The sequence below is a fragment of the Massilia agilis genome, assembly GCF_024756255.1.
GTDB classification, from domain to species: domain Bacteria; phylum Pseudomonadota; class Gammaproteobacteria; order Burkholderiales; family Burkholderiaceae_D; genus Telluria; species Telluria agilis.
The window spans coordinates 182,741-209,014 of sequence record NZ_JANUHB010000005.1; the positions used below are offsets into that span (position 1 = coordinate 182,741).

23 protein-coding genes are annotated in these 26,274 nt (G+C 66.4%); 13 read left to right on the plus strand and 10 right to left on the minus strand.

Going from position 1 to position 26,274, the window contains the following annotated elements; translation table 11 throughout:
- Window positions 1–181: 181 nt before the first annotated feature.
- Together NX774_RS19560 and NX774_RS19565 are read left to right on the plus strand one after the other, a co-directional pair.
- Complete coding sequence (locus NX774_RS19560) at window positions 182–1,000, plus strand: MipA/OmpV family protein (RefSeq protein ID WP_258823952.1); 819 nt, start codon at window positions 182–184, stop codon at window positions 998–1,000.
- Between the two features lie 90 nt (window positions 1,001–1,090).
- Entirely contained in the window at window positions 1,091–2,455 is a 1,365-nt protein-coding gene (locus NX774_RS19565) for a hypothetical protein (protein ID WP_258823953.1), read from the plus strand.
- Between the two features lie 153 nt (window positions 2,456–2,608).
- On the opposite strand, the gene NX774_RS19570 is transcribed toward NX774_RS19565, so the two are convergent.
- From NX774_RS19570 to NX774_RS19600, 7 genes are all read right to left on the minus strand, one after another.
- Window positions 2,609–3,577 carry an ABC transporter permease gene (locus NX774_RS19570; protein ID WP_258823954.1) on the minus strand — a complete coding sequence of 323 codons (969 nt, stop codon included), beginning with the start codon at window positions 3,575–3,577 and terminating at the stop codon, window positions 2,609–2,611.
- Between the two features lie 3 nt (window positions 3,578–3,580).
- Window positions 3,581–4,687, minus strand: coding sequence for an ABC transporter permease (locus NX774_RS19575; RefSeq protein ID WP_258823955.1), 1,107 nt, complete (start codon window positions 4,685–4,687; stop codon window positions 3,581–3,583).
- Window positions 4,684–6,213: an ABC transporter ATP-binding protein gene (locus tag NX774_RS19580; RefSeq protein WP_258823956.1), complete on the minus strand. Its 1,530-nt coding sequence runs from the start codon at window positions 6,211–6,213 to the stop codon at window positions 4,684–4,686. The genes NX774_RS19575 and NX774_RS19580 overlap by 4 nt, the downstream gene beginning before the upstream one ends.
- 82 nt (window positions 6,214–6,295) lie before the next feature.
- Window positions 6,296–7,294 carry a BMP family lipoprotein gene (locus tag NX774_RS19585; protein ID WP_258823957.1) on the minus strand — a complete coding sequence of 333 codons (999 nt, stop codon included), beginning with the start codon at window positions 7,292–7,294 and terminating at the stop codon, window positions 6,296–6,298.
- Window positions 7,295–7,591: 297 nt separating this feature from the next.
- A complete protein-coding gene (locus NX774_RS19590; RefSeq protein ID WP_258823958.1) occupies window positions 7,592–8,476 on the minus strand; it encodes an alpha/beta hydrolase in 885 nt (294 codons plus the stop codon).
- A 311-nt stretch (window positions 8,477–8,787) separates the two neighbouring features.
- Window positions 8,788–9,330 (minus strand): DUF2231 domain-containing protein, encoded by a 543-nt coding sequence (locus NX774_RS19595; RefSeq protein ID WP_258823959.1) that lies wholly within the window; start codon window positions 9,328–9,330, stop codon window positions 8,788–8,790.
- Window positions 9,331–9,445: 115 nt separating this feature from the next.
- On the minus strand, window positions 9,446–10,606 hold the full coding sequence (locus tag NX774_RS19600) for an NHL repeat-containing protein (protein ID WP_258823960.1): 1,161 nt from the start codon (window positions 10,604–10,606) through the stop codon (window positions 9,446–9,448).
- 145 nt (window positions 10,607–10,751) lie between these two features.
- On the opposite strand from NX774_RS19600, the gene NX774_RS19605 reads away from it, so the two are divergent.
- From NX774_RS19605 to pcp, 4 genes are all read left to right on the plus strand, one after another.
- Window positions 10,752–11,051, plus strand: a complete 300-nt coding sequence (locus NX774_RS19605; RefSeq protein WP_258823961.1) for a YciI-like protein — start codon at window positions 10,752–10,754, stop codon at window positions 11,049–11,051.
- Window positions 11,052–11,240: 189 nt separating this feature from the next.
- Window positions 11,241–11,933, plus strand: coding sequence for a DUF969 domain-containing protein (locus NX774_RS19610; protein ID WP_258823962.1), 693 nt, complete (start codon window positions 11,241–11,243; stop codon window positions 11,931–11,933).
- Window positions 11,930–12,886, plus strand: coding sequence for a DUF979 domain-containing protein (locus NX774_RS19615; protein ID WP_258823963.1), 957 nt, complete (start codon window positions 11,930–11,932; stop codon window positions 12,884–12,886). Before NX774_RS19610 ends, NX774_RS19615 begins: the two co-directional genes overlap by 4 nt.
- A 6-nt stretch (window positions 12,887–12,892) precedes the next feature.
- On the plus strand, window positions 12,893–13,528 hold the full coding sequence (gene pcp / locus NX774_RS19620) for a pyroglutamyl-peptidase I (RefSeq protein ID WP_258824079.1): 636 nt from the start codon (window positions 12,893–12,895) through the stop codon (window positions 13,526–13,528).
- A gap of 36 nt (window positions 13,529–13,564) precedes the next feature.
- Here the strand turns inward: pcp and NX774_RS19625 are convergent, their stop codons facing one another.
- The 3 genes from NX774_RS19625 to NX774_RS19635 are packed head-to-tail and all read right to left on the minus strand — an operon-like array spanning window position 13,565 to window position 16,534.
- Complete coding sequence (locus tag NX774_RS19625; RefSeq protein WP_258823964.1) at window positions 13,565–14,473, minus strand: LysR family transcriptional regulator; 909 nt, start codon at window positions 14,471–14,473, stop codon at window positions 13,565–13,567.
- Between the two features lie 18 nt (window positions 14,474–14,491).
- On the minus strand, window positions 14,492–15,421 hold the full coding sequence (locus NX774_RS19630; RefSeq protein ID WP_258823965.1) for a pseudouridine-5'-phosphate glycosidase: 930 nt from the start codon (window positions 15,419–15,421) through the stop codon (window positions 14,492–14,494).
- 3 nt (window positions 15,422–15,424) lie between these two features.
- A complete protein-coding gene (locus tag NX774_RS19635; RefSeq protein WP_258823966.1) occupies window positions 15,425–16,534 on the minus strand; it encodes a carbohydrate kinase in 1,110 nt (369 codons plus the stop codon).
- 277 nt (window positions 16,535–16,811) lie between these two features.
- On the opposite strand from NX774_RS19635, the gene xapA reads away from it, so the two are divergent.
- The 7 genes from xapA (at window position 16,812) to NX774_RS23435 (ending at window position 26,247) form a co-directional block, all read left to right on the plus strand.
- Window positions 16,812–17,651, plus strand: a complete 840-nt coding sequence (xapA, locus tag NX774_RS19640) for a xanthosine phosphorylase (RefSeq protein WP_258823967.1) — start codon at window positions 16,812–16,814, stop codon at window positions 17,649–17,651.
- Window positions 17,652–17,670: 19 nt separating this feature from the next.
- Window positions 17,671–18,864 (plus strand): phosphopentomutase, encoded by a 1,194-nt coding sequence (locus tag NX774_RS19645; protein ID WP_258823968.1) that lies wholly within the window; start codon window positions 17,671–17,673, stop codon window positions 18,862–18,864.
- Complete coding sequence (deoC, locus tag NX774_RS19650; protein ID WP_258823969.1) at window positions 18,861–19,817, plus strand: deoxyribose-phosphate aldolase; 957 nt, start codon at window positions 18,861–18,863, stop codon at window positions 19,815–19,817. The genes NX774_RS19645 and deoC overlap by 4 nt, the downstream gene beginning before the upstream one ends.
- Window positions 19,818–19,835: 18 nt before the next feature.
- On the plus strand, window positions 19,836–22,211 hold the full coding sequence (locus NX774_RS19655) for an aldehyde dehydrogenase family protein (protein WP_370660454.1): 2,376 nt from the start codon (window positions 19,836–19,838) through the stop codon (window positions 22,209–22,211).
- 154 nt (window positions 22,212–22,365) lie between these two features.
- On the plus strand, window positions 22,366–23,688 hold the full coding sequence (gene deoA, locus NX774_RS19660; protein WP_258823970.1) for a thymidine phosphorylase: 1,323 nt from the start codon (window positions 22,366–22,368) through the stop codon (window positions 23,686–23,688).
- 13 nt (window positions 23,689–23,701) lie between these two features.
- A complete protein-coding gene (locus NX774_RS19665) occupies window positions 23,702–24,106 on the plus strand; it encodes a cytidine deaminase (RefSeq protein ID WP_258823971.1) in 405 nt (134 codons plus the stop codon).
- Window positions 24,107–24,369: 263 nt separating this feature from the next.
- Complete coding sequence (locus NX774_RS23435; RefSeq protein ID WP_307731362.1) at window positions 24,370–26,247, plus strand: methyl-accepting chemotaxis protein; 1,878 nt, start codon at window positions 24,370–24,372, stop codon at window positions 26,245–26,247.
- The last annotated feature ends 27 nt before the right edge of the window (window positions 26,248–26,274 follow it).

A 26,274-nucleotide genomic window follows, 5' to 3' on the forward strand; every position in this document is an offset into this window, starting at 1 on the left:
TTTCGTAGGGTGGGCGGGTTTCCCGCCCACGCGTTCCGATCACGCCCGCACCGAGGCGAAAGATGCCGTGCCTGGACGCGAATCGCGCGGGTTCGCCAGCCCGGCCTGCGCACGACGCCACTCAGCGGTGCGCGGCTGAGTACCGCTAGAATAGCCCTTCGTCCCTCCACCCGGCATGCGCATGAACCTCAGGACATTTCTATTGCTGGTCGCCGCCAGCGCTTCTCTTTCCGCCGCTGCTGCCGAGCGCACGCAGCCGCTGTGGGAAGCCGGCATCGGCGCCGGTGGCGTTTCCACCCCGGCCTACCCGGGCGCGCACACTCAGTCGAATCGCGCGCTGGTGCTGCCTTTCCTCATCTACCGCGGTGAAGTGCTGCGCTCGGACCAGTCGGGCATCGGCGCGCGCCTGCTGCACAGCGACACCACCGAATTCGACGTCGGCTTTGCCGCCTCGCTGCCGGCCCATTCCAAGGACGTGGACGCACGGCGCGGCATGCCGGACCTGGGCACGCTCATCGAGTTCGGGCCGCGCCTGAAGGTGAAAGTGGCCGAGTTCGACGCCAACAGGCGGCTGCGCTTCGAATTGCCGGTGCGCGCCGTGATCGAGGTGAAAAGCGGCCTGCGCCGCCAGGGCTGGACCACCGAGCCGCGCCTGGTCTACGAGGTGCGCGACGGCGGCGTCTGGACCTGGGATGCGCAGCTGGGCGCGGTGGTGGGCGACGAGCGCATCAACCGCTATTTCTACGAAGTGGCGCCGCAGTTCGCCACGGCCACGCGTCCCGCATACCACGCCAAATCGGGGCTCATGCTGGTGCGCACGGGTCTGTTTGCCTATCGCAAGCTCACCCCGGACTGGCGCTTCTTCGGCTTCGTGCGCTACGAGTCCTACGCGGGCGCGGCCAACGACAACAGTCCCTTGATGCGCAAAGCCAACGGCGCGTCGGCCGGGTTCGGCTTTGCGTGGACGCTCGCGCGTTCACGCGAACTTGCCCACGATTGATAAATCAACGAAAGATTGCGCGATAACAAGTTCCCGGCAGGGTAGCGCACCAAGAATGAACACTTCGCGATTCCTTCACGGAGGCATGACATGTTCATTCGGCGCTTCTGCCTGGGCCTTGGCGGAACCTTGTTCGCGCTGGCCGCGCACGCGGCAGCAGTCGATCCTTTTGCCGACCACAACGGCATCGTCCCGTCGCGTGCCGACTACAACGGCGCGCTGTTCCGGCTGAGCTATCACTACCCGTCGGGCCTGCCTGCGCCGGCCATGCCGTGGCGCAGCGCCATCCACGGGCGCCAGATCTCGGTGCAGAACGCGCGCTACTACGTGGCCGCGCTCAAGGACACGGTGGCAAAGGACATGCACGAGCTGCTGCAGGACTACGACAGCTGGGACGCCGACCGGCGCGGCTGGTACAACGATCCCTGGCTCGGCGCCCAGCGCGAGGCGATCCACGGGCTGTCGGTGGCGGTGGCCTCGGTGGAGCCGGCGCTGTTCCCCAGAAGCCGCCTGTCCAAGCCGTTCACCACCTACACGGTCACCTACTACAACAAGACCGCCGCGCAAACGCTCGGCAAGATCTGGGGTACGAGCGCGATGAGCCCGATTGTGGACCAGGCCTCGACCCAGTATGCGGAAGGCTCGATCACGGTGAAGCTCGCCTTTACCACCGCCGACCCGAGCGTGTGGCCGGCGATGGAAGGCTCGCTGGTGTGGCCGGCCATGGTGACGGCCAACGCCACCACCGGCCAGTTCGACGAACCCACGCTGCACGGCCTGCGCCTGATGCAGGTGGACGTGGTGGTGAAGGACACGCAGTCCGCGCCCAAGACGGGCTGGGTGTTCACCACCTTCGTGTATGACCGCGACGCGCGCGAAGGCGCGAACGGGATCTGGGACAAGATGGTGCCGCTGGGCGCGCAGTGGGGTCTGGACCCGCAGGTGAACAGCGCCATCGACCCGGACGCGCCGCTGCGCGAATCCTGGATCAATCCGCGTGCACCGCGCTATGCGACGGAGACGCTGGGCTGGGGAGGGCGGCTGTCAGGGCCGAACGACCACGGCAAGAACGACATCTCGTTCGTGGACGAGGGCGCGCGCACGCTGGTGCGCAGCGCCGGCAACACGGCCTGCCTGTCCTGCCACGGCACCTCGCAGTGGAACGCGAACAAGCAGGGCATGCCGTCGTTTATCCTGCCGCTGTCGCCGCCGATTGGCGGGCGCGGTTCGCCCTATCTGAATTCGCCGGCGCCAGGTTCAGTCGAGTGGCTGCGCTGGTTCCAGAACCGGCCCGGGAACGTGCCGATGGACGAGGGCAGCATTGCGGGGGACTTCGACCTGGCGCTCACGTTCCGCGTGCTGCCGGCGTGGCAGCAGGCGATGACGGGCAACGCGCATGCGCTGCAGTCGTTTGACGCGAGCGGGAAGAAGCTGGAGAGGGTGGGGACGGAGTAGCAGACCCCTGCATGGTAGTACAGCAACCGACGTCGTCCCCGCGAAGGCGGGGACCCATAGAACGATTGAATCTATGGCAGCGTTCCAGCGCGCTCAGCATGGGTCCCCGCCTTCGCGGGGACGACGTAGTTTGGGGCTGGTGGTAGGACGGACCTAGCGCGACTTGACGAACGGCGTACCCAGCGCCTTCGGCGCCACCGATTTGGCCATCAACCCCGCCAGCACCACCACGGTGACCACGTACGGAATCATCTGGATCAGCGCGCCCGGAATGCGGCCCACCACCGGCAGGTCCACGCCTTCGAGCTGGATCTGCACCGCTTGGAACAGCGCGAACATCAGGCAGCCCAGCACCGTGTGCAGCGGACGCCAGTTGCCGAACACGAGCGCGGTCAGCGCCAGGTAGCCGGCGCCGGCCGACATGTCGCGCAAGAAGAACCCGCTCTGCACGATCGCCAGGTACGAGCCCGAGAACGAGCACAGCACCCCGGCAGTGAACATGGCCAGGTAGCGCGTCTTTGCCACCGACACGCCGGCCGCATCGGCCGCATGCGGGTTTTCGCCGCAGGCGCGCAGGCGCAGGCCAAAGCGGCTGTGGAACACGACCCAGTGCACCAGCGGCAGCAGGATGAAGGCCAGGTACACCAGCACCGAATGCCCGCCGATCACGTGGCCGTACAGCCAGCCAACGAACGGAATGTTCTCCAGCGCCGCCGTGCCGGGCAGGACGATCTCGGAAAAGCGCGCGTCGCCCAGGTCCGGCGTGCGTCCGCCCTGCTGGAAGAAGAACTGCGCCAGCACGAACGTCAATCCGCTCATGGCGATGTTGATCGCGATGCCCGCCACCAGCTGGTTGCCTTTCTGGGTGATCGAGACGAAGGCCTGCACCATCGCGATGGCAGCGGACACCGCCACCGCGGCAGCCACGCCCCACCAGGGGTTCTGGGTCGCGTAGGCCACGCCGGCCGAGACGAAGGCGGAGGCGAGGATCTTGCCTTCCAGGCCAATGTCCACCACGCCGCTGCGCTCGGCGAACAGGCCGGCCAGCGCGGCGAACATCAGCACCGGCGCGTTGCGGATCGTGGAGACGACGATACTGGCAATATGGAGATCTTCCAGCATGGCTTATCCTTTGGAACGAGTCAGGTTGACCAGCTTGAGCACGGCGGGAGCGTACAGGTTCTCCATCGCGCCGCAGAACAGGATGATCAGGCCCTGGATGAAAATGAAGGTCTCTTGCGGAATGTTCGGTTTTTCCAGCGACAGGTCAAATCCGCCCTGGATCAGCGCGCCGAACAGCACCGACGACAGGAAGATGCCGACCGGGTGCTGGCGTCCCATCAGCGCGATCGCGATGCCCACAAAACCGGCGCCGGCCGGGAAGTTGAGCGACAGGTAGTGGGTCGAGCCCATGACCGAGTTGACCGCGCCCAGCCCCGCCAGCGCGCCGGAGATGAGCATGGTCACGATGATCATGCGGCTGATCGACACGCCCGCGTAGTGTGCCGCGTGCTGGTTCAGGCCCGTGGCGCGCAGCTTGTAGCCGAACGACGAGCGCCACACCACCACGCCGTAGATCACCAGTGCAGCAATCGCGACCAGGAAGGTGATGTTGAGCGGCGCGTCGCCCAGCGGCGAGGTGCCGTCCGCGCCGGCGAACCAGCTCGAGATGCGCGGCATTTCGCCGGCTGCCGCAAACGGGCGGCTGGCCGGGTTCTGCTCGCCTTCGGGCACCAGGTACTTCACGATCAGGAAGTTCATCAGGCTGGCGGCGATGAAGTTGAACATGATGGTCGTGACCACCACGTGGCTGCCGCGCTTGGCCTGCAGGTAGCCGGGGATGAAGGCCCACAGCGCGCCGAACACGGCGGCGCCCAGCATCGCCAGCGGCACCAGCAAAAAGGCGGGCAGCGAATGGTCGAACGAGAGCATCACCAGCGTCAGGCCCAGGCCGCCCACGTACATCTGGCCTTCGGCGCCAATGTTGAACAGGCCCGCCTTCATCGCGATCGAGACCGCAAGGCCGGTAAAGATGAAGGTGCTGGCGTAGAACAGCGTGTAGGCCAGGCCTTCCGGATTGAGCACGGCGCTGTTGACCAGGATGCCGAGCGATTCGAGCGGGCTTTCGCCGAGCAGGTGGATCACCAGCGCGGCGACCAGCAGCGCCGACAGCAGGTTCAGGATGGGCAGGACGAAGCCGGTGGCCCAGCGTGGCAGTTCGGTGGTTTTCATGATTTGTGCATCCCGCCCATCAACAGACCAATGCGGGTCGTATCGAATTCTTCAACTTTGAGTTCGCCCGTGATGCGCCCGCCCGACATGACGACGATGCGGTCCGCGAGGGCGCGCACTTCTTCCAGCTCCACCGACACCAGGAGGATCGCCACGCCTTCGTCGCGCAGGCGCAGGAGCTGGGTGTGGATGCTCTCGATGGTGCCGATGTCCACGCCGCGCGTGGGCTGGCCGACCAGCATGAGCTTGGGGCTGGCCGACACTTCACGCGCGATCACCACCTTCTGCTGGTTGCCGCCCGAGAGCAGGCCAATGCGCACGTTAGGGTCCTTCGGGCGCACGTCGAATTCTTCGAGCAGGTGCGCGCAGCGCTTGGCGATGGCGTCGAAATCGAACAGGCCAAGCCCGTTCGTCACGCGGTCCTGGTAGCCGAACACGGTGTTCTGCATGACCGAGAAGTCCTTGATCACGCCGTCGCGCAGGCGGTCTTCGGGCACGTGCGCAATGCCCATGTCGCGGAATACCGCGGGCAGGCCGTCGGCGTTCGAACGGCCGGCGATCGGCATCTCCTTGCCCATGAATTCCACGCTGCCGGAACTGGGCAGGCGCATGCCCGACAGGATTTCCATCAGCTCGCTCTGGCCGTTGCCCGACACGCCCGCGATCGCGACGATTTCGCCGGCGCGCACCGTGAGGTCGATGTCGGCCAACAGCTTGACGCCCTGGGCATCGGCCAGCTGCAGGTTGGTCACGCGCAGCACCGGTGCACCCGGGTTGTAGGGCTTGCGCGGCAGTTCGCTCTGGATCGGGCGGCCGACCATCATGCCGGCCAGCTGCTCCTTGGAGGTGTCGCTTGTCGCCACCGCGCCCACCACGCGGCCGGCGCGCATCACGGTCACCTGGTCGGTGATGTCCATGATCTCCTGCAGCTTGTGGGTGATGAGGATGATGGTCTTGCCCTGGTCCTTGAACAGCCGCAAGATCTCGAACAGCGCCGCCGTCTCCTGCGCGGTCAGCACCGCGGTCGGCTCGTCCAGGATCAGGATCTCGGCGCTGCGGTAGATCTGCTTGAGGATCTCCACGCGCTGTTGCGCGCCCACCGACAGGTCGGCGATGGTGGCGAGCGGATCGACGTCGAGCCGGTACTTGTCGCAGATTTCGCGCAGCTTGGCTTCCACCGCGCCGCGCTTGGCCTTGAGCTTGAAGCCGCCCTCGGCGCCGAGCATCACGTTGTCGAGCACGGTCATGTTCTCGACCAGCATGAAGTGCTGGTGCACCATGCCGATGCCCAGCGCGATCGCCTCGTGGCTGGTGCGGATGTCGCGCGGCTGGCCGTCGATGAGGACTTGTCCGCTGTCGGCGTTGTAGTAGCCGTACAGGATGCTCATCAGGGTCGACTTGCCGGCGCCGTTCTCGCCGATCACGCCGTGGATCGAGCCCTTGGCAATCGAAAAGCTGACGTCGGCGTTCGCCTGCACCGGCCCGAAGGCCTTGCTTATGTTGCGAAATTCTACGGCTGGCTGCATGTTCAGTCGCTTGCGTTATACGTTCAAAAGCGCGCCGCGCCGGACATGCCGGCGCGGCGCGCTTTTCAAGTGGGTAAAAAGATCAGATCGGGCAGGAGCTGTTGGCGCGGTAGTCCACCACCTTGATCTTGCCGCTGATGATGTCGGCCCTGGCCGCGTTGACGCGTTTTTCCATCGCTGCGGGCACGACCGCGCGGTTGTCCTTGTCCACCACCCAGTCCACGCCGCCTTCTTTCAGGCCCAGGTAGGTCACGCCCGGCTTCCAGGTGCCGTTCTTCATTTCGGTGAATTCGGTGTACACCGCGTTGTCCACGTGCTTGACCATCGAGGTCAGCATTGCGCCCGGGTGCAGGTAGTTCTGGTTCGAGTCCACGCCGATGGCCAGCTTGCCTTTTTCCTTGGCCTGCTGCAGCGCGCCCATGCCCGAGCCGCCGGCCACCGCGAACACCACGTCGGCGCCGCGGTCGAACTGGGCGCGAGCCAGCTCGCCACCCTTGGCCGGGTCGTTCCAGGCCGCGCTGGTGGTGCCCACCATGTTCTGCAGGATTTCGACCTTGCCGTTCTCGGCCTTGGCGCCTTGCGCGTAGCCGCAGGCAAAGGCGCGGATCAGCGGAATGTCCATGCCGCCGATGAAGCCGATCTTCTTGCTCTTGGATGCCATCGATGCAGCCAGGCCGACCAGGTAGGAGCCTTCCTGTTCCTTGAACAGCACCGAGTTGACGTTGTTACCTTGTGCCACGCCGTCGATCACGACGAAGCGCACGTTGGGGAATTCCTTGGCCACCTTCTGCACCGACTGGCTTTGCGAGAAGCCGACGGCCACGATCAGGTCCAGCTTCTTGCGCGCCAGGCCGCGCAGCACCTGCTCGGACTGGGTGTCGCTGTTGGCCTGCGCCTCAAGGTAGCCGATGCCGGTTTCCTTCTTGAAGCGCTCGGCGCCGACGTAGGCCGACTGGTTGAACGACTTGTCGAACTTGCCGCCCGCGTCGTACACGATGCCCAGCTTGGGCGCGGCGGCCGCTGCGGCGCTGCCGGCCACGCACAGGGCGGCGATCGTCATGCAGAGGTGCTTAATTTTCATGGGTTGGCTCCTGGAATTCCAATATTGTACCCGGCACAACGGCTGTGTTGGCAGGGCCTGCGCAAGCTTTCATGCTTCACCGCGGACATGTCTTCGCGGGATTCTGGCAGGCCGGCACGGTACAGGATGTTACGTTTTGTATCGCGTCGGGGGGTATCGACAGCAGGACGTCGCATTACCACAACAAGGGCGGCGCAAGCTTACAAATATGCATCAGCGCATTTGCATAAGACAAATACGATTTTACTGCGCAATTTATTTGTCGCAAATATAAATGCGGGCGACGGGCCGCATTTTTTACGTGAGGGCCGGCGGCACGGCGGCCGGCAGGGCGGCTTGTATGGACGTGGCGGCAAAGCGGGTGGCCAGGAAAAACGCCACGCGCTGCTGCGTGTCCTCGAGGTAGGGAATGGTCAGGTGGTCGGAGCCGGGCACGATGTCGTCGCCGCACAGCTGGGCCAGCTTCGCCACGAGCTCGTCGGTGTGCGAGTGGGGGATCACGTCGTCGCGCTCGGCGCGCAGCACGTAGGTCGGGGCCTTGAGCGCGGGCGCGTACTTGATCGACTCGAAGCGGTGGCGCAGCATGTACTCGATCGGCATGCCGCGAAAGCGCCGCTTGGCGATCGCCAGCACCGAGTCATAAGGGGTGATCAGGACCACCGCGTGGGCCGGTCGCTCCTTGGCGACCTGGATCGCCACGCCCGAACCCAGGCTGCGCCCGACCACGGCGATGCGGCCGGCGTCCACGTAGCCATGCCCGGCCAGCCAGTCGAACAGGGCGCAGCCGTCATCGACCATGTGGGTTTCGGCCGGGTCGCCATGCGAATTGCCGTAGCCGCGGTAGTTCATGGCCAGCACCGTCATGTTCGGGAACATGCGGCCGGCGTCGCGCGCGACCCACGACACTTCTTCGGAACGGCCGCCGAAATACAGCACGGCCGGGTGCGGGCCGGGCACGTGCGGCGTCATCAGCCAGCCGCACAGGCGAGTGCCGTCGTTGGCGCGCAGCACCACAGGACGGGTGCGGTGCCCGCTGCTGCGCGGGCTGGGGACCTCGGGCGTGACCACCGGATTGAACACCAGGCGCCGCTGGTTGGCGGCCACGGCAGCCGTCAGCCCCAGCCACAGGAAGCTGGCGAATCCGGCCATGCCGGCAGCCATTTTTTTGGACGTGGTGTTCATGCGACCCAGCTTACCCCCCGGCCGCCGCGCGCTCTGTGCGGTAACGAGCAAACGCTGCGCTAGTTCAGCAAGATCGGCGGGAACGTGGCGCGCTTACAACGGAAAACGGCGGGCGGATTGCGGCCGGCCAAGCGGATCGGTAGCGACAGCCTTGCAGGTTTGGCACCGGCCGCATGCGCGCGTGGGCAGCCGAGCTGCGCACCCTACGTGGTGGCGCCGGCGGTTCGGTAGGGTGGGCAGCTTGTCTGCCCACGCGTTCGACCAGTGGCGGTGTCCACGCAACAGCCGCGCTTGCCTGCCCGTGTGCGACTTCAGTGCAGCACCGGCCCCGCCGACGGCACGTACTTTTCCGCCCCCACCATCGCATGCTCGACCTTTTCGTCCCCCGGCAGCATCTTGACGTCGCGCTCGTGCTCCACCGGGCTCACGCCTTTCACGCGCATGCCCTGTTCGTACACCAGCCGCCCGCCAAACCAGCCGGACACGATCACCCCCAGCGCGCCAATCGCGGACAGCGCCAGCGAGCCGCCGACATGGCGCGGCTGGTTGCGGCGCATGAGCACGTTGGCGGCCGTTGCCACCATCACCCCGCCGTTGAGCATGGCGTGCAGGTTGGCGGTGCGCTTGACGTCGGTGTCGCGCTCGATGGTGAGGTAGTCCATGGCCCCCGCCATCGCTGCCGCGGCGCCGCCGATCAGCGCGCCCGTCAGGCCGTAGTACGCCGCGTTGGCATAGTCGTCGTTGTCGGTGGCATTGTGCATCGCGTCCAGGATGAAGCTGAAGGGCAGCAGGGCCGCCGGGGCGACGACGAGCATCGGGTGCAATGGATGGCCGGCGAGCGTGGACTTGGGCATGGGAAACTCCTTGCGAGGATCGGTTCGGTCGAGGCGAGCGGACAGTGTGGCATAAGCCCGCCGGCGCACACGCACGATAAGCGTGGGCAACAGCGGGCAATCCAGGCGCGGATTCTCACTTGCCGGGCACCAGCCGGATGACCAGGTTGTGCGAGGTCAGGGCCACCGCGGCGTCGGTTTGCATCGTGATTCCGATCGGCGAATCGAGGCCGCCGGGCAGCGGTCCGAGCACGATGCCATGCTGCTGCGCCACCCCGGCCACCGTGGTCGTGTTGTTGGCCACGTCGATGCGGCGCACCGTGGAATTGGCGGTGTCGGTCACGTACAGGTTGTCCATGCTGTCTACCGTGATGCCGCTCGGCGAGCACAGGCGCGAGGTGCCGGTGGGCCCGTCCGCGCTGGAGCACACGCCTGCGGCGCCGGCCAGCGTGGTGACGTTGCCTTTCGGGTCGATCATGCGGATCGTCGAATTGGCGGTATCGGCCACGTACACGTTGTTCCAGCGGTCCACCGTGATGTCGCGCGGCTCGCAGAACATGGCATTGGTGCCGCGGCCGTCGGCGCTGCCACACACGCCGGTTTGTCCCGCGATCGTCGTCACCTGGCCGGACGGCGCGATTTTACGGATCGTGTGGTTCTTGGTGTCGGCCACGAACAGGTTGCCCGCCTGGTCCACCGTGATCCCCTGCGGATTGCAGAACTGCGCGAACCCGCCTGCGCCATCGGCCGACCCGCACGCGCCGGCCTGGCCGGCGATCGTGGTCACCGCACCGGCCGGGCTGATTTTCCGGATCAGCGAGTTGCCGGTATCGGTCACGTAGATGTTGCCGCCGCCGTCGACGGTCAGCCGCGTTGGATTGCGAAAGCGCGCCGCCGTACCCGCGCCGTCGGCGCTGCCTTCCTGGCCCGCCGACCCGGCCACCGTGGTGACCACGCCCAGCCCCGTCACCTTGCGGATGATGGAGCCGCCACGTTCGGCCACGAACAGGTTGCCGTGGCCGTCGTAGGCCACGCCTTCCGCGCCGTTGAACCGGGCGCCCGAGCCGGTGCCGTCGCCCGAGCCGGTGCACAGGTTGCACTGGTCGCCCGCGATCAGCGTCATGCCGGTCGGCTGCGACGGGTCGCCAGGCGCTGGCGCCGGTGTTTTCTTGGGATGATCCCATTTGTCGTGGGGATGGCCGTCGTCCCACGTCACGCACCAGTCGCTGCTGCCGCCGCAACCGGCTGTCACGGCACATAGCACAAGTGGCGCGAACCACAATCCGGATGTCTTCATGTTCTTCACCTTTCCTTGATCTGTTCGCACCCAGATTAATTGTCGGGTTCGACCAAGGTCTGAGGACGATCAAGCGTGCCAGCGTGGTGCGCGCGGCATCGGTTAAGATGGCCGTTGTACCAATACGACTGACTGGGAAGAGTCCATGCACTATTTGCTGATCTATGATCTCGCGTCCGACTATTTGGACCGTCGTGCAGAGTTCCGTACCGAGCATCTGAAGTACGCGTGGGAGGCGCAGCAGCGAGGCGAACTCGTGATGGCAGGTGCGCTGGCCGACCCTGCGGATCAGGCGATCCTGATGTTTAAGTGCGACAGCCCAGAAATCGTGACGCGCTTTGCGGCGTCCGACCCTTACGTGACGCATGGCCTGGTCAAGGCCTTCCACGTCCGGCAGTGGAATACGGTGGTGGGCGAGGGCGCGGCCAATCCGGTACGCGCCTGATCGTAGGGTGGGCGGGTCTCCCGCCCACGCGTTCAACGAAGGCTTGCTCGGCCACGTCGCCCCTAACCGAACGCGTGGGCAGGAGACCTGCCCACCCTACGACACGCGACGCCCCCCGCCACGCAAGCGCCCCCGCAAGCAAGCTCATCGGTTAATATTGCCCGGCCTTTCCTTGAGCCGGGAGTATTCATGCATTCAGCAGTCAACCTGTGGCCGCTATTGGGCGTGGCCGTGATCATCGTCGGCTTCGTGCTGCGTGCGCACCCGGTGCTGGTGGTGGTTGCCTCATGCGCGGTGACGGGGCTTGCCGCCGCGCTGCCGGTCACCCAGATCCTCGAATCGCTGGGCGCGGCGTTCATCAAGACGCGCAATCTTCCCCTGATCTACATACTGCCGCTGGCCGCAATCGGCCTGCTCGAGCGCTTTGGCCTGAAGGACTACGCCCAGGCGACCATTGCAAAGATCAAGTCCGCCACCGCGGGCCGCCTGCTGATTGTTTACCTGCTGGTGCGCGAACTGTCTGCCGCCTGCGGCCTGACCAGCCTTGGCGGCCAGGCCTCGATGGTGCGCCCGCTGGTCGCGCCGATGGCCGAGGGCGCCGCCGAAGCGCGCGCCGGCCAACTGCCCGAGGCGCTGCGCCACCGCGTGCGCGCGATGGCCGCTGCCACCGACAACGTGGGCCTGTTCTTCGGCGAGGACATCTTCGTCGCGTTCGGCGCCATCGTGCTGATGCAGACCATCCTGCGTGCCGAGGGCATCGAAGTCGATCCCCTGCACATGGCCCTGTGGGGGCTGCCGACCGCCGTGTGCGCCTTCGTCATCCACAGCTGGAACCTGCGCCGGCTGGACGCGCAGATCCTGCGCGAAGGAGGGCGCAAGTGATCGTCTCGCTCGACTATGTGTACCTGCTGGTGGGCGTGCTGCTGGCCATCGTGGCCGTGATGTCGGTGCGCGACAAGGCCAATCCGCGCCGCTTCACCACCGCCGCGTTCTGGGGCCTGTACGCGCTCGTGTACCTGCTCGGCGAGCGCATTCCCCCGCTGGCTGGCGGCGTGCTGATGATCGCCATGGCGCTCATCGCGGGCTTCGGCTGGGTGCGGGCGGGGCGCCACGACGCGCTTCCCGACGCGCAGCGCCAGGCCAGCGCGGCGCGCCTTGGCCACAAGCTCCTGATCCCGGCGCTGGCGGTGCCGGCGGTCACCGTCATCGGCTCCACGCTGCTCAAGGACGTCAAGATCGGCGAGCTGTTCGTGCTCGATCCGAAGAACCTGACGCTGGCGGCGCTGGGCGTGGGCGCGGTGGTGGCGCTGGCGCTGGCCTGCCGGCTCACGCGCTCGACCCCGATGCAGGGCGTGCGCGAGCTGCGCCGCCTGTTGGATGCGATCGGCTGGGCGCTGGTGCTGCCGCACTTCCTGGCGGTGCTGGGACTGCTGTTCACCGAGGCCGGTGTATCCAAGGCGGTGGCGCACGTGGTCACCTCGTACGTGAACATGGACCTGCGCTTCGTGGCGGTGGCCGTGTACTGCGTCGGCATGGCGCTTTTTACCATCGTGATGGGCAATGGCTTTGCCGCCTTCCCGGTGATGGCGGGCGGCGTCGGCATCCCGGTGCTGGTGGGGATCTACCACGCCAACCCGGCGATCATGGCGGCGATCGGTATGTTCAGTGCATATTGCGGCACCCTGATGACACCGATGGCCGCTACCTTTAATATTGTCCCCGTTGCGCTGCTCGAACTGCCCGACCGGCATGCCGTGATCCGGGCGCAGCTGCCAACTGCCTTGCCGCTTCTGGTTGCGAACATCTTCCTTCTCTACTTCTTGATGGATCGGTAGCCGATGATAAAAACTATTCTTCTGACTGGATTCGAGCCGTTCAACAAAGCGAGCATCAACCCGTCCTGGGAAGCGGTAAAGGAACTGAAGGGATGGCGCAACGGCGAGTTCGCGGTGGAGGTGCGCCAGCTTCCCTGCGTGTTTGGCCTGGCCAACCGCGTCATGGCCGGCTTGCTGGAGGAGCTCAAGCCCGACGTCGTCATCGCCACCGGCCAGGCCGGCGGCAGGCCCGAGCTGTCGGTCGAGCGCGTGGCCATCAACGTGGACGACGCGTCGATCGAGGACAACGACGGGCAGCAGCCGGTCGATGCCGCCATCGTCGAGGGTGGCCCGGCGGCGTATTTCAGCACGCTGCCGATCAAGGCCATCGTGCGCGAGATGCGCGAGCACGGCTTGCGGGCGGGCGTGTCGCAGACTGCCGGCACCTTCGTCTGCAACCATGTGTTCTATGGGCTGCTGCACAATACCGCCGATTCGCCGGTGCGCGCGGGCTTCATCCATGTGCCGTTCCTGCCGGAGCAGGCGGGCAAGGGTGTGCCGAGCATGACGCTGGACGAGATCGTCGAGGGCTTGCGCGCGGCGGTGATTGCGTCGGTGTCGGCGGAAAGCGATATCGCAGAGGCGGGCGGCGCAACGCATTAGCCTTTGCTGGACGCGTGGGCAGAAAATCTGCCCACCCTACGGTTGGCCGTTCCCGACGTCGAGGATCTTCAGGAATGCCCTCACCACCGGGGCGTCGCCCTGGCTCGGGTAGGTGATGTACAAATTGGCCGAGGGCGGGTTGGTCTTGATCGGCACGAAGGTCACGCCGGGCCAGACCACGCGCGCGGTCGTCTCTGGCATCATCGCCCAGCCCAGTCCTGCGCCCACCATTGCCAGCACGGTCTGCGGCTCGGTCACCTCCTGGAAGATCACCGGTTCAAAGCCGGCATCGACGCAGCACTGGATCTGGTAGCGCGCGTCCGGCGCCCGGTCCAGCGACAGCGTGAGCATCGGCTCGCCGGCCAGGTCGGTCAGCTCGACGTGCGGGCGTGTGGCGAGCGGGTGGTTCTGGTTCAGCGCCACGCACACATTCTCGCGAAAGCCCAGCTCCTGCTTCAGGTTCGATTGCTTCAGGCTGTCCGCGTCGATGCGCGGTTCGCGCCAGAACCCCACGTCGATCTGTTTGGCGCGCAGCGCTTCGAACTGGTCGTTCGGCCCCAGTTCGTGCAAGGTCCAGCTCACGCGCGGAAAACGCGTCTGGAATTCCTCGAGCAGTTTCGGGATCGGTCCCCACATCGCGGAACCCACGATGCCCACGCGCAGCCGGCCCACTTCGCCGCGGTCGATCTGGCGCACGGTGTCGATGGTCATGCGCATGCGCGCCAGCAGGTCCGCCGCCTCCGTCATCAGCGCCTTGCCGGCCGCCGTCAATTCGAAGCTGCGCGTGGTGCGCGCGAACAGGCGCACGCCCAGTTCGTTCTCCAGTTTCTGGATCTGCTGCGAGAGCGGCGGCTGCGAGATGTGCAGGCGCTCGGCCGCGCGGCTGAAGCTCTTCTCTTCGGCCACCGCGAGGAAGTACTTGAGCTGTTTCAGGTCGATTGACATGGCGCGGCTTCCTTTGGGTCAGGAGTTCGCCAGCACGGGCGCGCCATGCAGCGCCACCGCCAGGCGGGCGCCGACCAGCGCGTTGTGCTTGACCAGCGCAATGTTCGTGGCCAGCGAGCGCCCGCCGGTGAGCTGCTTGATCCGGTCGAGCAGGAAGGGTGTGATCGCCTTGCCGGTCACGCCCTGCTGGTCCGCTTCCAGCAGCGCCTGTTCGGTGATGCGGTCGATTTCCATCTTGGGCATCGCCGCCTCTTCGGGCACGGGGTTGGCCACCACCACGCCACCTTTCAGGCCCAGCTCCCATTTGGTGCGGATGAAGCTGGCCTGCTCGGGCGCGCTGTCGATCTGGAAGTCTGCATTGAATCCGCTCTCGCGCGTGAAGAAGGCCGGAAAGCCCGGCTGGCCGACGCTCACCACCGGCACGCCGTGGGTTTCGAGGTATTCCAGCGTCAGGCCGATGTCCAGGATCGACTTGACGCCCGCGCACACCACCGCCACGTTCGTGTGCGCCAGCTCCTGCAGGTCGGCCGAGATGTCGAAGCTTTTTTCCGCGCCGCGATGCACGCCGCCGATGCCGCCGGTGACAAAGACCTGGATGCCGGCCAGCTCGGCGCAGATCATGGTCGCGGCCACGGTGGTCGCGCCGAGCTTCTTCTGGGCCAGCACGTAGGGCAGGTCACGGCGGCTCACCTTGATGGCGTCGCTGGAAGACCCGAGCAGTTCAAGCTGCTCTTCCGACAGGCCGATGCAGATGCGCCCCTTGATGAGCGCGATGGTCGCCGGCACGGCGCCGGCGTCGCGGATCACCTGTTCGACTTCGCGCGCGGTCTGCACGTTTTGCGGGTAGGGCATGCCGTGCGAAATGATCGTCGATTCCAGCGCCACGATCGGTTTGCCTGCGGCGCGGGCGGCGGCGACTTCAGGCGAGAGGAGAAGGTAAGGGTGCATGGATCAGTCCTGGTTGGATACGGTTGGCAGCTCGCCCAGCATGTCGGGCGACAGCTGCGGGCAGACGGTTTGCGGTGATGCGAGCGTGAGCGCGGACAGGCGCAGGCCGCGCTGGCAGGCAAGCCGCAGGTCGTCGCCGTCCTGCTGCAGCGACCAGCATACCGCGGCTGCGAACGCGTCGCCGGCACCGGTCACGTCCACGATGTCGGTCGTGGGCGCGGGCAAGCGGGCCAGCTTTTCACCGTCGGTGAACAGCACGCCCTGCGCGCCGCGCGTGACGACGAGGTCGCGCGCGCCCTGTTGCTGCACCTCGCGGCAGGCGGCGGCAAAGTCGTCTTCGGTGGCGAGCGCGCGGCCCACCCGCACCGCCAGTTCGCCCGCGTTCAGGATCAGCAGGCGCACGCCGCGCAGGTCGGCGGGCAGGCGGTCCATCTTCGGTTCCGATACGGCCACCACCACCAGCGGCACGTTGTCGCGCTGCGCGTCCGCCGCCACCAGCGCCACGGTCTCGCGCGGCAGGTTCAGGTCCGCCACCAGCAGGGCCGCGTTGGCGCGCTGCGGCTGGCGCGCGGCGATCACCTCGGGCGTCAGCCGGTCATACAGCGCCATGTCGGCCAGCGCCACGGCCATTTCGCCATCGTGGTCGAGCACCGCAGTGTAGGTGCCGGTCGCCGCATCCGCGAGCCTGGCTACCCCGCGCGTGTCGATGCCAGCGTGGTCGGCATGGGCCATCAGGGCGGCGCCTGCCGTGTCGTTGCCGACGGCGGTGATCAGGCCGACGGCGGCGCCCAGGCGCGCCAGGTTCTCTGCCACGTTGCGCGCCACGCCGCCGTAGGATTCGTTCTGGCTGGCCGGGTTGGAGGTGGCCGGCACCAGCCTGGCCAGCGTGCGCAGCTTGCGGTCGAGGTTGGCTGCGCCGATGCAGACGATGGCGCGGCGCTCCGGCAGCACATAGGCGCGGCCGAGCAGGCGGCGTTCGCGGATCAGCGCCGCAATGTGGCCGGCCACAGCCGAGCGCGACAGGTGCAGCTGGTCGGCCAGCTCCTGCTGCGATATGAAGGGGTTGGCCCGGATCAGCTCGAAGAGCCGGTCTTTTTTGGATGTGTCGGTCACGGGATCGGAAGATCTCAACAATTGTTGTGCATGCTAAACAAAAGTTTGAAGCGCGTCAAAAGCATTGTGTCCGCAGTCCAACAAAATAAGCGTTTGAATTTATTCTATCGTCATATAAATCGGGAACAAAAATGGTATTTGCCATACGAATCCACCCTCATGCATAGTTATAATATTTTCTGGCCTATCGGCATCCGCACGCCGCTGCGGGCATTCGCATCTGACGCCGTCCTCCAGCCCGATACGCCTCCCCATACCGACAAGAAGGAAAACCTCAATGCTCAGCAACACCCCTTTTGAAGCCGCCGACATTATCCGTGCCCGCAAACCGGGCTTCACGCCGCGCGTGGCGCTGATCCTCGGTTCCGGCCTTGGCGTGCTGGCCGAGCAGATGACCGACGCGGTGTCGATCAGCTTTACCGAGCTGCCCGGTTTCCCGATCAGCACCGTGCACGGCCACGCAGGTGAGCTGGTGCTGGGCACCCTGGCCGGCGTGCCGGTCGCGTGCATGAAGGGCCGCGGCCACTTCTACGAAGGCTATGGCCCGGGCGTGATGATCTCCGCCGTGCGCACCATGAAGCTGCTCGGCTGCGAGATGCTGTTCGCGACCAATGCCGCAGGTTCCTTGCGCACCGAAGTGGACGCCGGCAGCCTGGTGGCCATCACCGACCATATCAACGGCCTGCCGGGCAGCCCGATGACCGGCCCCAATGACGAGCGCTTCGGCCCGCGCTTCTTCAGCATGTCCAACGCGTATGACGCCGAGCTGCGCGAGCTGGTGAAGGCCACCGCCAAAGAAAAGAGCATCACCCTGCACGAAGGCGTGTACATCTGCTACCCGGGCCCCAACTTCGAGACCGCCGCCGAGATCCGCGCGTTCAAGACGCTGGGCGCAGACATCGTCGGCATGTCCACCGTGCCGGAAGTGGTGGCGGCGCGCCATTGCGGGCTGAAGGTGGCCGGCGTGTCGGTCATCACCAACCTGGCCGAAGGCATGTCGCCGTTCCAGCTGTCGCACGAACAAACCCTGAAATATGCCGCCATCGGCGCACGCGACCTCGTCGCGCTGATCCCGGCCTTCCTCGAGCGCGTTGCCGCCATCCCGCGCAGCGCCTGATCCAACCAGCGAGTACACCATGTCCCGCGCATTCATCCTCCTGCTCGATTCGTTCGGCCTGGGCGCGCTGCCCGACGCGGACAAATACGGCGACGCAGGCGCCAACACCTTCGGCCACATCGCCGCATGGGCCGCAGAAGAAGGCAAGCCGATGTCGCTGCCGAACCTCGAAAAACTCGGCCTTGCCGCCGCGGCCCAGCGGGCCTGCGGGGAGTGGGCCGCAGGCTTCAACATGCGCGAGGGCTTTACCGGCGCCTATGGCGTGGCGCGCGAACAATCGACCGGCAAGGACACGCAGAGCGGCCACTGGGAGATCGCCGGCGTGCCGGTGCTGTTCGACTGGGGCTACTTCCCCAGGACCGTGCCGTCCTTCCCCAAGGAGCTCACCGACAAGCTGCAGGAGCTGGCCAAGCTGCCGGGCTTCCTGGGCAACTGCCACGCCTCCGGCACCACCATCATCAACGAGCTCGGTGACGAGCATGTGGCCACCGGCAAGCCGATCCTGTACACCTCGGCCGACTCGGTGCTGCAGATCGCCGCGCACGAAGAGCACTTTGGACTGGAGCGCCTGTACGAGGTGTGCGAGATCGCTTATGAACTGGTCAAGCCGTACAACATCGGCCGCGTGATCGCGCGCCCGTTCGTGGGCGCGAACGGCGACTACAAGCGCACCGCCAACCGCCACGACTACGCCGTGCCGCCGCCCAGCCCCACACTGCTGGACCACGTGAAGGAAGCCGGCGGCGAGGTGATCGCGCTGGGCAAAATCAGCGACATCTTCGCGGCGCAGGGCGTGACCCGGCTGATCAAGGGCCCGGACAACATGGCGCTGTTCGACCGGCTCGTGGAAGCGGCAGACACCGCGCCCGACCACTCGCTCACCTTCGTGAACTTCGTCGACTTCGACATGATGTTCGGCCACCGCCGCGACCTGGCGGGCTACTCGAACGCGCTGCACGAGCTGGACGCGCGCCTGCCCGAGTTCATGGCAAAGATGAAGGAGGGCGACATCGCCGTCATCACCGCCGACCACGGCTGCGACCCGAGCTGGACCGGTTCGGACCACACCCGCGAGCACATCCCGGTGCTGTTCTTCGGCCCCGGCGTCGCACCGCGCGCGCTGCCCACGGCCGACACTTTTTCCGACATCGGCGCCACGCTGGCCAAGCACCTTGGCGTCAAACCCCTTTCGAACGGAACCCCGCTGCTATGACCCAGAACCTGGATTTCAAACGTAACACGGCCGTCGGCCTGGACCTGGGCTGGGTGAACAGCCTGCAGGTCAACCGCAACGCCGCCGACCGCCGCGCCGCCAGCCTGGCCGCGCGCCGCACGGTCAAGAAGGAGTACCAGGCCGCGTGGCTGGTACGTGCGATCCAGTGCATCGACCTGACCACGCTGTCCGGCGACGACACCCCGGGCCGCGTCGAGCGCCTGTGCCGCAAGGCGATGCGCCCGCTGCGTTCGGACCTGATGGCAGCGCTGGGCCTGACCGAGCTGACCACCGGCGCCGTGTGCGTGTACCACGAGATGATCAAGCCGGCCGCGCACATCCTGCAGGGCCGCCTGCCGATCGCCGCCGTCTCCACCGCGTTCCCGGCGGGCCTGTCTTCGCTCGAAACCAAGATCCGCGAGATCGAGCTGTCGGTGGCCGCGGGCGCCAGCGAGATCGACATCGTCATCACCCGCCAGCACGTCTTGACCGGTAACTGGCAGGCGCTGTACGACGAGATGGTGGCCTACCGCCAGGCCTGTGGCGATGCGCACGTGAAGGCGATCCTCGCCACCGGCGACCTGGTCACGCTGGAGAACGTGGCCAAGGCATCGTGGGTGTGCATGATGGCCGGCGCCGACTTCATCAAGACCTCGACCGGCAAGGAAGGCGTGAACGCGACCATTCCGGTGTCGCTGGTGATGGTGCGCGCGATCCGCGAATACTACGAGCGCACCGGCTTCATGGTCGGTTACAAGCCGGCGGGCGGCGTCTCGACCGCCAAGGCCGCGCTGCAGTACCTGACCGTGATGAAGGAAGAGCTGGGCAACGAATGGCTGCAGCCGCACCTGTTCCGCATCGGCGCATCGAGCCTGCTGACCGATATCGAGCGCCAGCTCGAACACTACGTGACCGGCAGCTACTCGGCAGCCCACCGCCACGCGCAACCATAAAAACAGAACGGACACGTCATGCCAACTATTCAAGAGATCCTCCAAACTATGGACTACGGCCCCGCACCCGAAAGCACCAAAGAAGCGAATGCGTGGCTGGACCAGCATGGACGCCGTTTTGGCCTTTTCATCGACAACGAATGGAGCGAGGCGGCCGATACCTTCCCGTCGTTTAACCCGGCCGACGGCAGCGAGCTGGCGCAGGTGACGCAGGCAAGCAATGCCGACGTCGAACGTGCCGTGGCCGCCGCGCGCCGCGCGCAGCCCGGCTGGGCGGCCATGGGCGGCAACGGCCGCGCCAAGATCCTGTACGCGATCGCGCGCCTGCTGCAAAAGCACTCGCGCCTGTTCGCCGTGCTCGAAACGCTGGACAACGGCAAGACGATTCGCGAAACGCGCGACGCCGACCTGCCGTTAGCAAGCCGCCACTTCTACCATCACGCCGGCTGGGCGCGCCTGCAGTACGAGGAGTTCGCCGATTACCGCGCCGTGGGCGTGGTCGGCCAGATCGTGCCGTGGAACTTCCCGCTGCTGATGCTCGCATGGAAGGTCGCGCCTGCGCTGGCAGCCGGTAACACCATCGTCTTCAAGCCGGCCGAATTCACCTCGCTCACCGCGCTGCTGTTTGCCGAGATCTGCAAGCAGGCCGGCGTGCCGCCGGGCGTGGTCAACATCGTCACCGGCGACGGCCGCGTGGGCGAGGCGATCGTCAACCACCCGGGCATCGACAAACTGGCCTTTACCGGCTCCACCGAAGTGGGCCGCCTGATTCGCAAGGCCACCGCGGGCAGCGGCAAGAAGCTGTCGCTGGAACTGGGCGGCAAGTCGCCGTTCATCGTGTTCGACAATGCCGACCTGGACGCCGCCGTCGAAGGACTGGTCGATTCGATCTGGTTCAACCAGGGCCAGGTGTGCTGCGCAGGTTCGCGCCTGCTGGTGCAGGAATCGGTGTACGAGCGCTTTATCGAGAAGGTCAAGGCGCGCATGCAGAACCTGCGCGTGGGTTCGCCGCTGGATAAATCGAACGACATCGGCGCGCTGGTGGACCCGGTGCAGCAGCAGCGCATTGCAGGCCTGGTGGAGTCGGCCCGCGCCGAAGGCTGCGAAGTGTGGCAGCCGGCTTGCGACGCGCCCACCGCCGGCTCGTGGTACCTGCCGACCCTGATCACCGGCGCCTCGACCACGGCCACCGTGTCGCAGACCGAGATCTTCGGCCCGGTGCTGGTGGCCATGAGCTTCCGCACGCCGGGCGAAGCGGTGCAGCTGGCGAACAACACCGTGTATGGCCTCGCCGCCTGCGTGTGGTCCGAGTCGATCAGCCTGGCGCTGGACGTGGCGCCGCAGCTCAAGGCCGGCGTGGTGTGGATCAACACCGCCAACCAGTTCGACGCGGCCTGCGGCTTCGGCGGCTACAAGGAGTCGGGCTTTGGCCGCGAAGGCGGCAAGGAAGGCATGTACGAGTACCTGACCCCGGTGGCGGAAGACACGCGCCCGGCCGCGCCGATGGTGGCGGACAAGGGCAAGGTCAAGCCGATCGAGGACAACCCGTTCGAGATCGACCGCACCGCCAAGCTCTACATCGGCGGCAAGCAGGCGCGCCCGGACAGCGGCTACAGCCGCGCGATCATGGGTGCCAACGGCGAGTTCCTGGCCGACGTGGGCGAGGGCAACCGCAAGGACATCCGCAACGCCGTGGAAGCGGCGCACAAGGCTTCCGGCTGGGCCAAGGCGACCGCGCACCTGCGTGCTCAGGTGCTGTACTACATCGCCGAGAACCTGGCCGCGCGCGGCGCCGAATTCACCGCCCGCATCGCGGCGCAGACCGGCGCCAAGAACGCCGAGCGCGAGGTGCAGGCGTCGATCGAGCGCCTGTTCTACTGGGCTGCGTGGGCCGACAAGTACGACGGCCTGGCGCACCAGCCGCCGATGCATGGCATCACCGTGGCGCTGAACGAGCCGGTGGGCGTGATCGGCATCATCTGCCCGAACGAGAACCCGCTGCTGGGCTTTATCTCGCTGGTCGCGCCGGCGCTGGCGATGGGCAACCGCGTGGTGGCGGTGCCGTCGCAGGTGGCGCCGCTGTCGGCCACCGACCTGTACCAAGTGCTGGACACCTCGGACTTGCCGGGTGGCGCGCTGAACATCGTTACCGGCAGTGCGGACGAGCTGGCGCGCACGCTGGCGTCGCACTTCGACGTGGATGCCGTATGGCGCCACGACGGGTCGGCGGAAGGTTGCGCCGAAGTGGAGCGCCTGTCGGCCGAATCGCTCAAGCGTACCTGGACCGGCGGTGGCAAGGGCCGCGACTGGTTCAACGCGCAGCAGGCCTGCGGCCGTGCGGTGCTGTACCACGCGACCCAGGTGAAGAACGTCTGGATTCCGTACGGCGTCTGACGGTTTTCGTAGGGTGGGCAGCTCGGCTGCCCACGCGGCGGTAGTTAGCCACTGCGCGCCCCACTCGGGCCGGCACACGCTACGTATCACCGCGTGGGCAGCAAAGCTGCCCACCCTACGTTTCAGCTAACGATTTTTTTAAGCGAACACGCTCATGTTTCTACCCCAAGAGATCATCCGCAAAAAGCGCGACGGCGGCACCTTGAGCGCCGAGGAGATCGCCTTCTTCGTGCGCGGGATCACCGACAACAGCGTCACCGAAGGCCAGATCGCCGCGCTGGCGATGGCGGTGTACTTCAACGACATGAACATGGACGAGCGCGTCGCCTTTACGCTGGCGATGCGCGATTCCGGCCAGGTGATGGAGTGGAAATCGCTGAACCTGCCCGGCCCGGTGCTGGACAAGCACTCCACCGGCGGCGTGGGCGACGTGGTCTCGTTGATGCTCGGGCCCATGATCGCGGCCTGCGGCGGCTTCGTGCCGATGATCTCGGGCCGCGGCCTGGGCCACACCGGCGGCACGCTCGACAAATTCGATTCGATCCCAGGCTACTGCACCGTGCCCGACCCTGAACTCTTCCGCAAGGTCGTGCGCGAGGTGGGCGTGGCGATCATCGGCCAGACCGCGCAGCTGGCGCCGGCCGACAAGCGCTTCTACAGCATCCGCGACACCACCGCGACCGTCGAATCGATCGCCATGATCACCGGCTCCATCCTGTCCAAGAAGCTGTCGGCGGGCCTGGACGCGCTGGTCATGGACGTGAAGGTCGGCAGCGGCGCCTTCATGCCGACGTACGAGAAATCGGTGGCGCTGGCCGAGAGCATCGTCAGCGTCGGCAACGGCGCGGGCACGCGCACCTCGGCCGTGCTGACCGGGATGAACGAGTCGCTGTGCCCGGTGGCCGGCAATGCGCTGGAAGTGCGGCTGGCGCTGGACTACCTGACCGGCGTGTCGCGCCCGGCGCGCCTGCACGAGGTGACCATGGCCTTGTGCGCCGAGATGCTGGTCCTCTCCGGCATCTGCACGGACCACGGCGCGGCAAACGCAAAGCTGCAGGCGGCCCTGGATTCGGGTGCGGCGGCCGAGCGTTTTGCGCGCATGGTCGCGGCGCTGGGCGGCCCGGCCGACCTGATGGAACGCCCCGACGCCTACCTCGACAAGGCGCCGGTGGTGGTGCCGGTGCCGGCGCTGGCATCGGGCTTTGCGGCGGCCACCAATTGCCGCGAGCTCGGGCTGGCCGTGGTCAGCCTCGGCGGCGGCCGCATCCGTCCGCAGGACCCGATCGACTTTGCGGTGGGCCTGACCGACCTGGTCGAACTGGGCCAGAAGGTGGAGGCGGGCCAGCCGCTGGGCTTCGTGCACGCGCGCACGCCGCAGGCGGCCGAGCAGGCCGTGCGCCAGGTGCAGGGCGCATATCGAATCGCGGCTCAACAGCCCGCTGCGGAGCCGATGATTTACCGGACGATTCGTCCATAAAAAGGCGCACCACATGAGATACGAAAAACTGATCGACGAGGCACGCGCGGCGCGCGAACTGGCCTATGTGCCGTACTCGAAATTCAAGGTGGGCGCTGCGCTGGAGTGCAAGGACGGCCGGGTCTTCCGCGGTTGTAACGTCGAGAATGCATCCTACGGCTTGTGCAACTGCGCCGAGCGCACCGCTTTCTTCAGCGCGATCGCGCACGGCTACAAGCCGGGTGACTTCACCGCCCTTGCCGTGATCGGCGATACCGACGGACCGATCGCACCATGCGGCGCCTGCCGCCAGGTGACGCTGGAGCTGGGTGGGAACGATCTGCCCGTGGTGCTCACCAACCTCAAGGGTGAAGTGATGGAGACCACCGCCGCAGGGCAGTTGCCGAACGCATTCGGCGGCTGGGACCTGCAGAAGTAGCGGCTTGGTGTTGCGGAAGGGGTTCAAATCGAACCCATGCGCGAGATAATCATTGCCCAACAGCAAGGGATTGGTTATCTTAAACATGCATTTGAAATGGCGGATATTTTGAACACGTCCGCTACCTCCTTCCGAACCGCAACCACATGCTCACGTCTTTCCTCGATCGCCTGCTGCTTTGGCAAAAATTCGCTGTCCTGAGTGCCGTTGGAATCATCCTGGCGCTCATTCCTTCAACACTTTATTTGCGCGGTTCCGCGCAGATGATCGACGCGTTCGCGATGGAGTCGAGCGCGCGGCAACCGCTGGCCACGGTGCTCAGGGCGGTGCAGGCCACGCAGCAGCATCGTGGACTGGCTGCACTGGTGCTGGGCGGCGTCCCGGAGGCCACGCGCCAGCGTGAGGACAAGCAACGCCAGATCGACCAGCTTTACCTGGCGCTGGATGGGCAGGTCCGCGACATCAACGATGCGGCGATCACGGCCGCGTGGACGCAAGCGCGCAAGGATTGGGAGAGCCTGCGCGAGCGCCTTGCAGCCAAGTCGATCTCCGTGCCCGACAGCTTCGCGGCGCATACCGCGCTCATTTCGAAGCTGCTCGCGGCGGAGGACGAGATTGCCGACCATTTCGGCCTGAACCTGGATCCCGACCTGGATACTTACCAGCTGGTGCAGACCGCCTACTACAACCTCCCCTATTTGTCGGAGGAGCTTGGCAAGATGCGCGCCAAGGGTGCCGCCCTGCTGGCCGCCAGGTCAGCCAGCCCCGAGGAGCGGCTGGCCTTGTCGTCGATCGTCGCCCGCGCCAGCGACCGGCTGAACCAGACGATGCGCGAGTTTGACAAGTCGGCCCGCGCCAACCCGGCCATCAAGGAAAAGCTGGAGGGTCCGCTGCATGACCTGTCTGCGCGCGCCAACGAGGTCATGCAACTGGCGACCGGGCAAATCGTCAAGCCCGAAACGCTGGCGTACTCCGGACAGGACTACGTGCGGCAGGTGACCGCTGCCATCGATGTCCAGTACGCGTTCACCGACGCTGCCATCGCCCAGTTCGACCAGCTTCTCGGCCAGAAGATCGATTCCCGCAAGCGGCAGGCCGTGCTGATGCTGGCCGCGCTCGCGGCCATGGTGGCGCTGGGCGGCGGACTGATGTTCCTGATTGCGCGCTCCGTGACCCGGCCGCTTGGCGACGCGGTGGAGATCGCCGAACGTGTCGCCTCGGGCGACCTCACGGCCCGATTCGACGTCCAGGGGCGCAATGAGATGGCGCGCCTGCTGCGCGCGCTGGCGACGATGAACGGCAACCTCCGGCGCATGGTGGGGGAAGTGCGCCACAGCGTCGATACCATCGGCGACGCAACGAGTGACATCGCAGGCGGCAACGCCAACCTGGCGGCGCGCACCGAAGCGCAGGCAGCCAGCCTGGAACAAACCGCCAGCGCGATGGAAGAAATGACCGCCACGGTCGAGCAGAACGCCGATAGCGCCCAGCGGGCCAACGCGCTCGCCGCGAATGCATCGGACATCGCGCTCAAAGGGGGGCAGGTGGTGACGGACGTGGTGCAGACGATGGGCGCGATCCACGACAGCGCGAGCCGGGTGGCCGAGATCATCGGCGTCATCGATGGGATCGCGTTCCAGACCAATATCCTGGCGCTCAACGCTGCCGTCGAGGCGGCGCGCGCGGGCGAACAGGGGCGGGGATTCGCGGTGGTTGCCGCCGAGGTGCGCACGCTCGCCCAGCGCAGCGCGGGCGCCGCCAAAGAGATCAAGCAACTCATCGACGAAAGCGTGGGGCGGGTCGAAACGGGTAACCGCCTGGTCGAACAAGCCGGCGCCCTCATGCAGGACGTTGTCGCCAGCATTGGCCAGGTGTCCGCCGTCGTGGGCGAGATCGTGACGGCATCCAGCGAGCAATCGGCCGGTATCCACCAGATCAACGACACGCTCACCCACCTGGACGAAGCGACCCAGCAGAACGCCACCCTCGTGGAGGAAGCGGCGGCCGCGGCGGCCAGTCTCAATGAGCAGGCCCAGTCGCTGGTGCGCTCGATGGGTGTGTTCACGCTCTCCGCGCAGAAGGTTGCGGCAGGCGGCGCCGCTTCGGCGCCGCGGCTGCGGCCAGCGCTGCGAGCTGCCTGAACCGGCGGTTGACGCGACGTTCGCCGT

Excerpts from the sequence above, each read along its gene's own strand:
- NX774_RS19560 (WP_258823952.1), top strand. The coding sequence starts at position 182 with ATGAACCTCAGGACATTTCTATTGCTGGTCGCCGCCAGCGCTTCTCTT.
- NX774_RS19565 (WP_258823953.1), top strand. The coding sequence starts at position 1,091 with ATGTTCATTCGGCGCTTCTGCCTGGGCCTTGGCGGAACCTTGTTCGCG.
- NX774_RS19570 (WP_258823954.1), bottom strand. The coding sequence starts at position 3,577 with ATGCTGGAAGATCTCCATATTGCCAGTATCGTCGTCTCCACGATCCGC.
- NX774_RS19575 (WP_258823955.1), bottom strand. The coding sequence starts at position 4,687 with ATGAAAACCACCGAACTGCCACGCTGGGCCACCGGCTTCGTCCTGCCC.
- NX774_RS19580 (WP_258823956.1), bottom strand. The coding sequence starts at position 6,213 with ATGCAGCCAGCCGTAGAATTTCGCAACATAAGCAAGGCCTTCGGGCCG.
- NX774_RS19585 (WP_258823957.1), bottom strand. The coding sequence starts at position 7,294 with ATGAAAATTAAGCACCTCTGCATGACGATCGCCGCCCTGTGCGTGGCC.
- NX774_RS19590 (WP_258823958.1), bottom strand. The coding sequence starts at position 8,476 with ATGAACACCACGTCCAAAAAAATGGCTGCCGGCATGGCCGGATTCGCC.
- NX774_RS19595 (WP_258823959.1), bottom strand. The coding sequence starts at position 9,330 with ATGCCCAAGTCCACGCTCGCCGGCCATCCATTGCACCCGATGCTCGTC.
- NX774_RS19600 (WP_258823960.1), bottom strand. The coding sequence starts at position 10,606 with ATGAAGACATCCGGATTGTGGTTCGCGCCACTTGTGCTATGTGCCGTG.
- NX774_RS19605 (WP_258823961.1), top strand. The coding sequence starts at position 10,752 with ATGCACTATTTGCTGATCTATGATCTCGCGTCCGACTATTTGGACCGT.
- NX774_RS19610 (WP_258823962.1), top strand. The coding sequence starts at position 11,241 with ATGCATTCAGCAGTCAACCTGTGGCCGCTATTGGGCGTGGCCGTGATC.
- NX774_RS19625 (WP_258823964.1), bottom strand. The coding sequence starts at position 14,473 with ATGTCAATCGACCTGAAACAGCTCAAGTACTTCCTCGCGGTGGCCGAA.
- NX774_RS19630 (WP_258823965.1), bottom strand. The coding sequence starts at position 15,421 with ATGCACCCTTACCTTCTCCTCTCGCCTGAAGTCGCCGCCGCCCGCGCC.
- xapA (WP_258823967.1), top strand. The coding sequence starts at position 16,812 with ATGCTCAGCAACACCCCTTTTGAAGCCGCCGACATTATCCGTGCCCGC.
- NX774_RS19645 (WP_258823968.1), top strand. The coding sequence starts at position 17,671 with ATGTCCCGCGCATTCATCCTCCTGCTCGATTCGTTCGGCCTGGGCGCG.
- deoC (WP_258823969.1), top strand. The coding sequence starts at position 18,861 with ATGACCCAGAACCTGGATTTCAAACGTAACACGGCCGTCGGCCTGGAC.
- NX774_RS19655 (WP_370660454.1), top strand. The coding sequence starts at position 19,836 with ATGCCAACTATTCAAGAGATCCTCCAAACTATGGACTACGGCCCCGCA.
- deoA (WP_258823970.1), top strand. The coding sequence starts at position 22,366 with ATGTTTCTACCCCAAGAGATCATCCGCAAAAAGCGCGACGGCGGCACC.
- NX774_RS19665 (WP_258823971.1), top strand. The coding sequence starts at position 23,702 with ATGAGATACGAAAAACTGATCGACGAGGCACGCGCGGCGCGCGAACTG.
- NX774_RS23435 (WP_307731362.1), top strand. The coding sequence starts at position 24,370 with ATGATCGACGCGTTCGCGATGGAGTCGAGCGCGCGGCAACCGCTGGCC.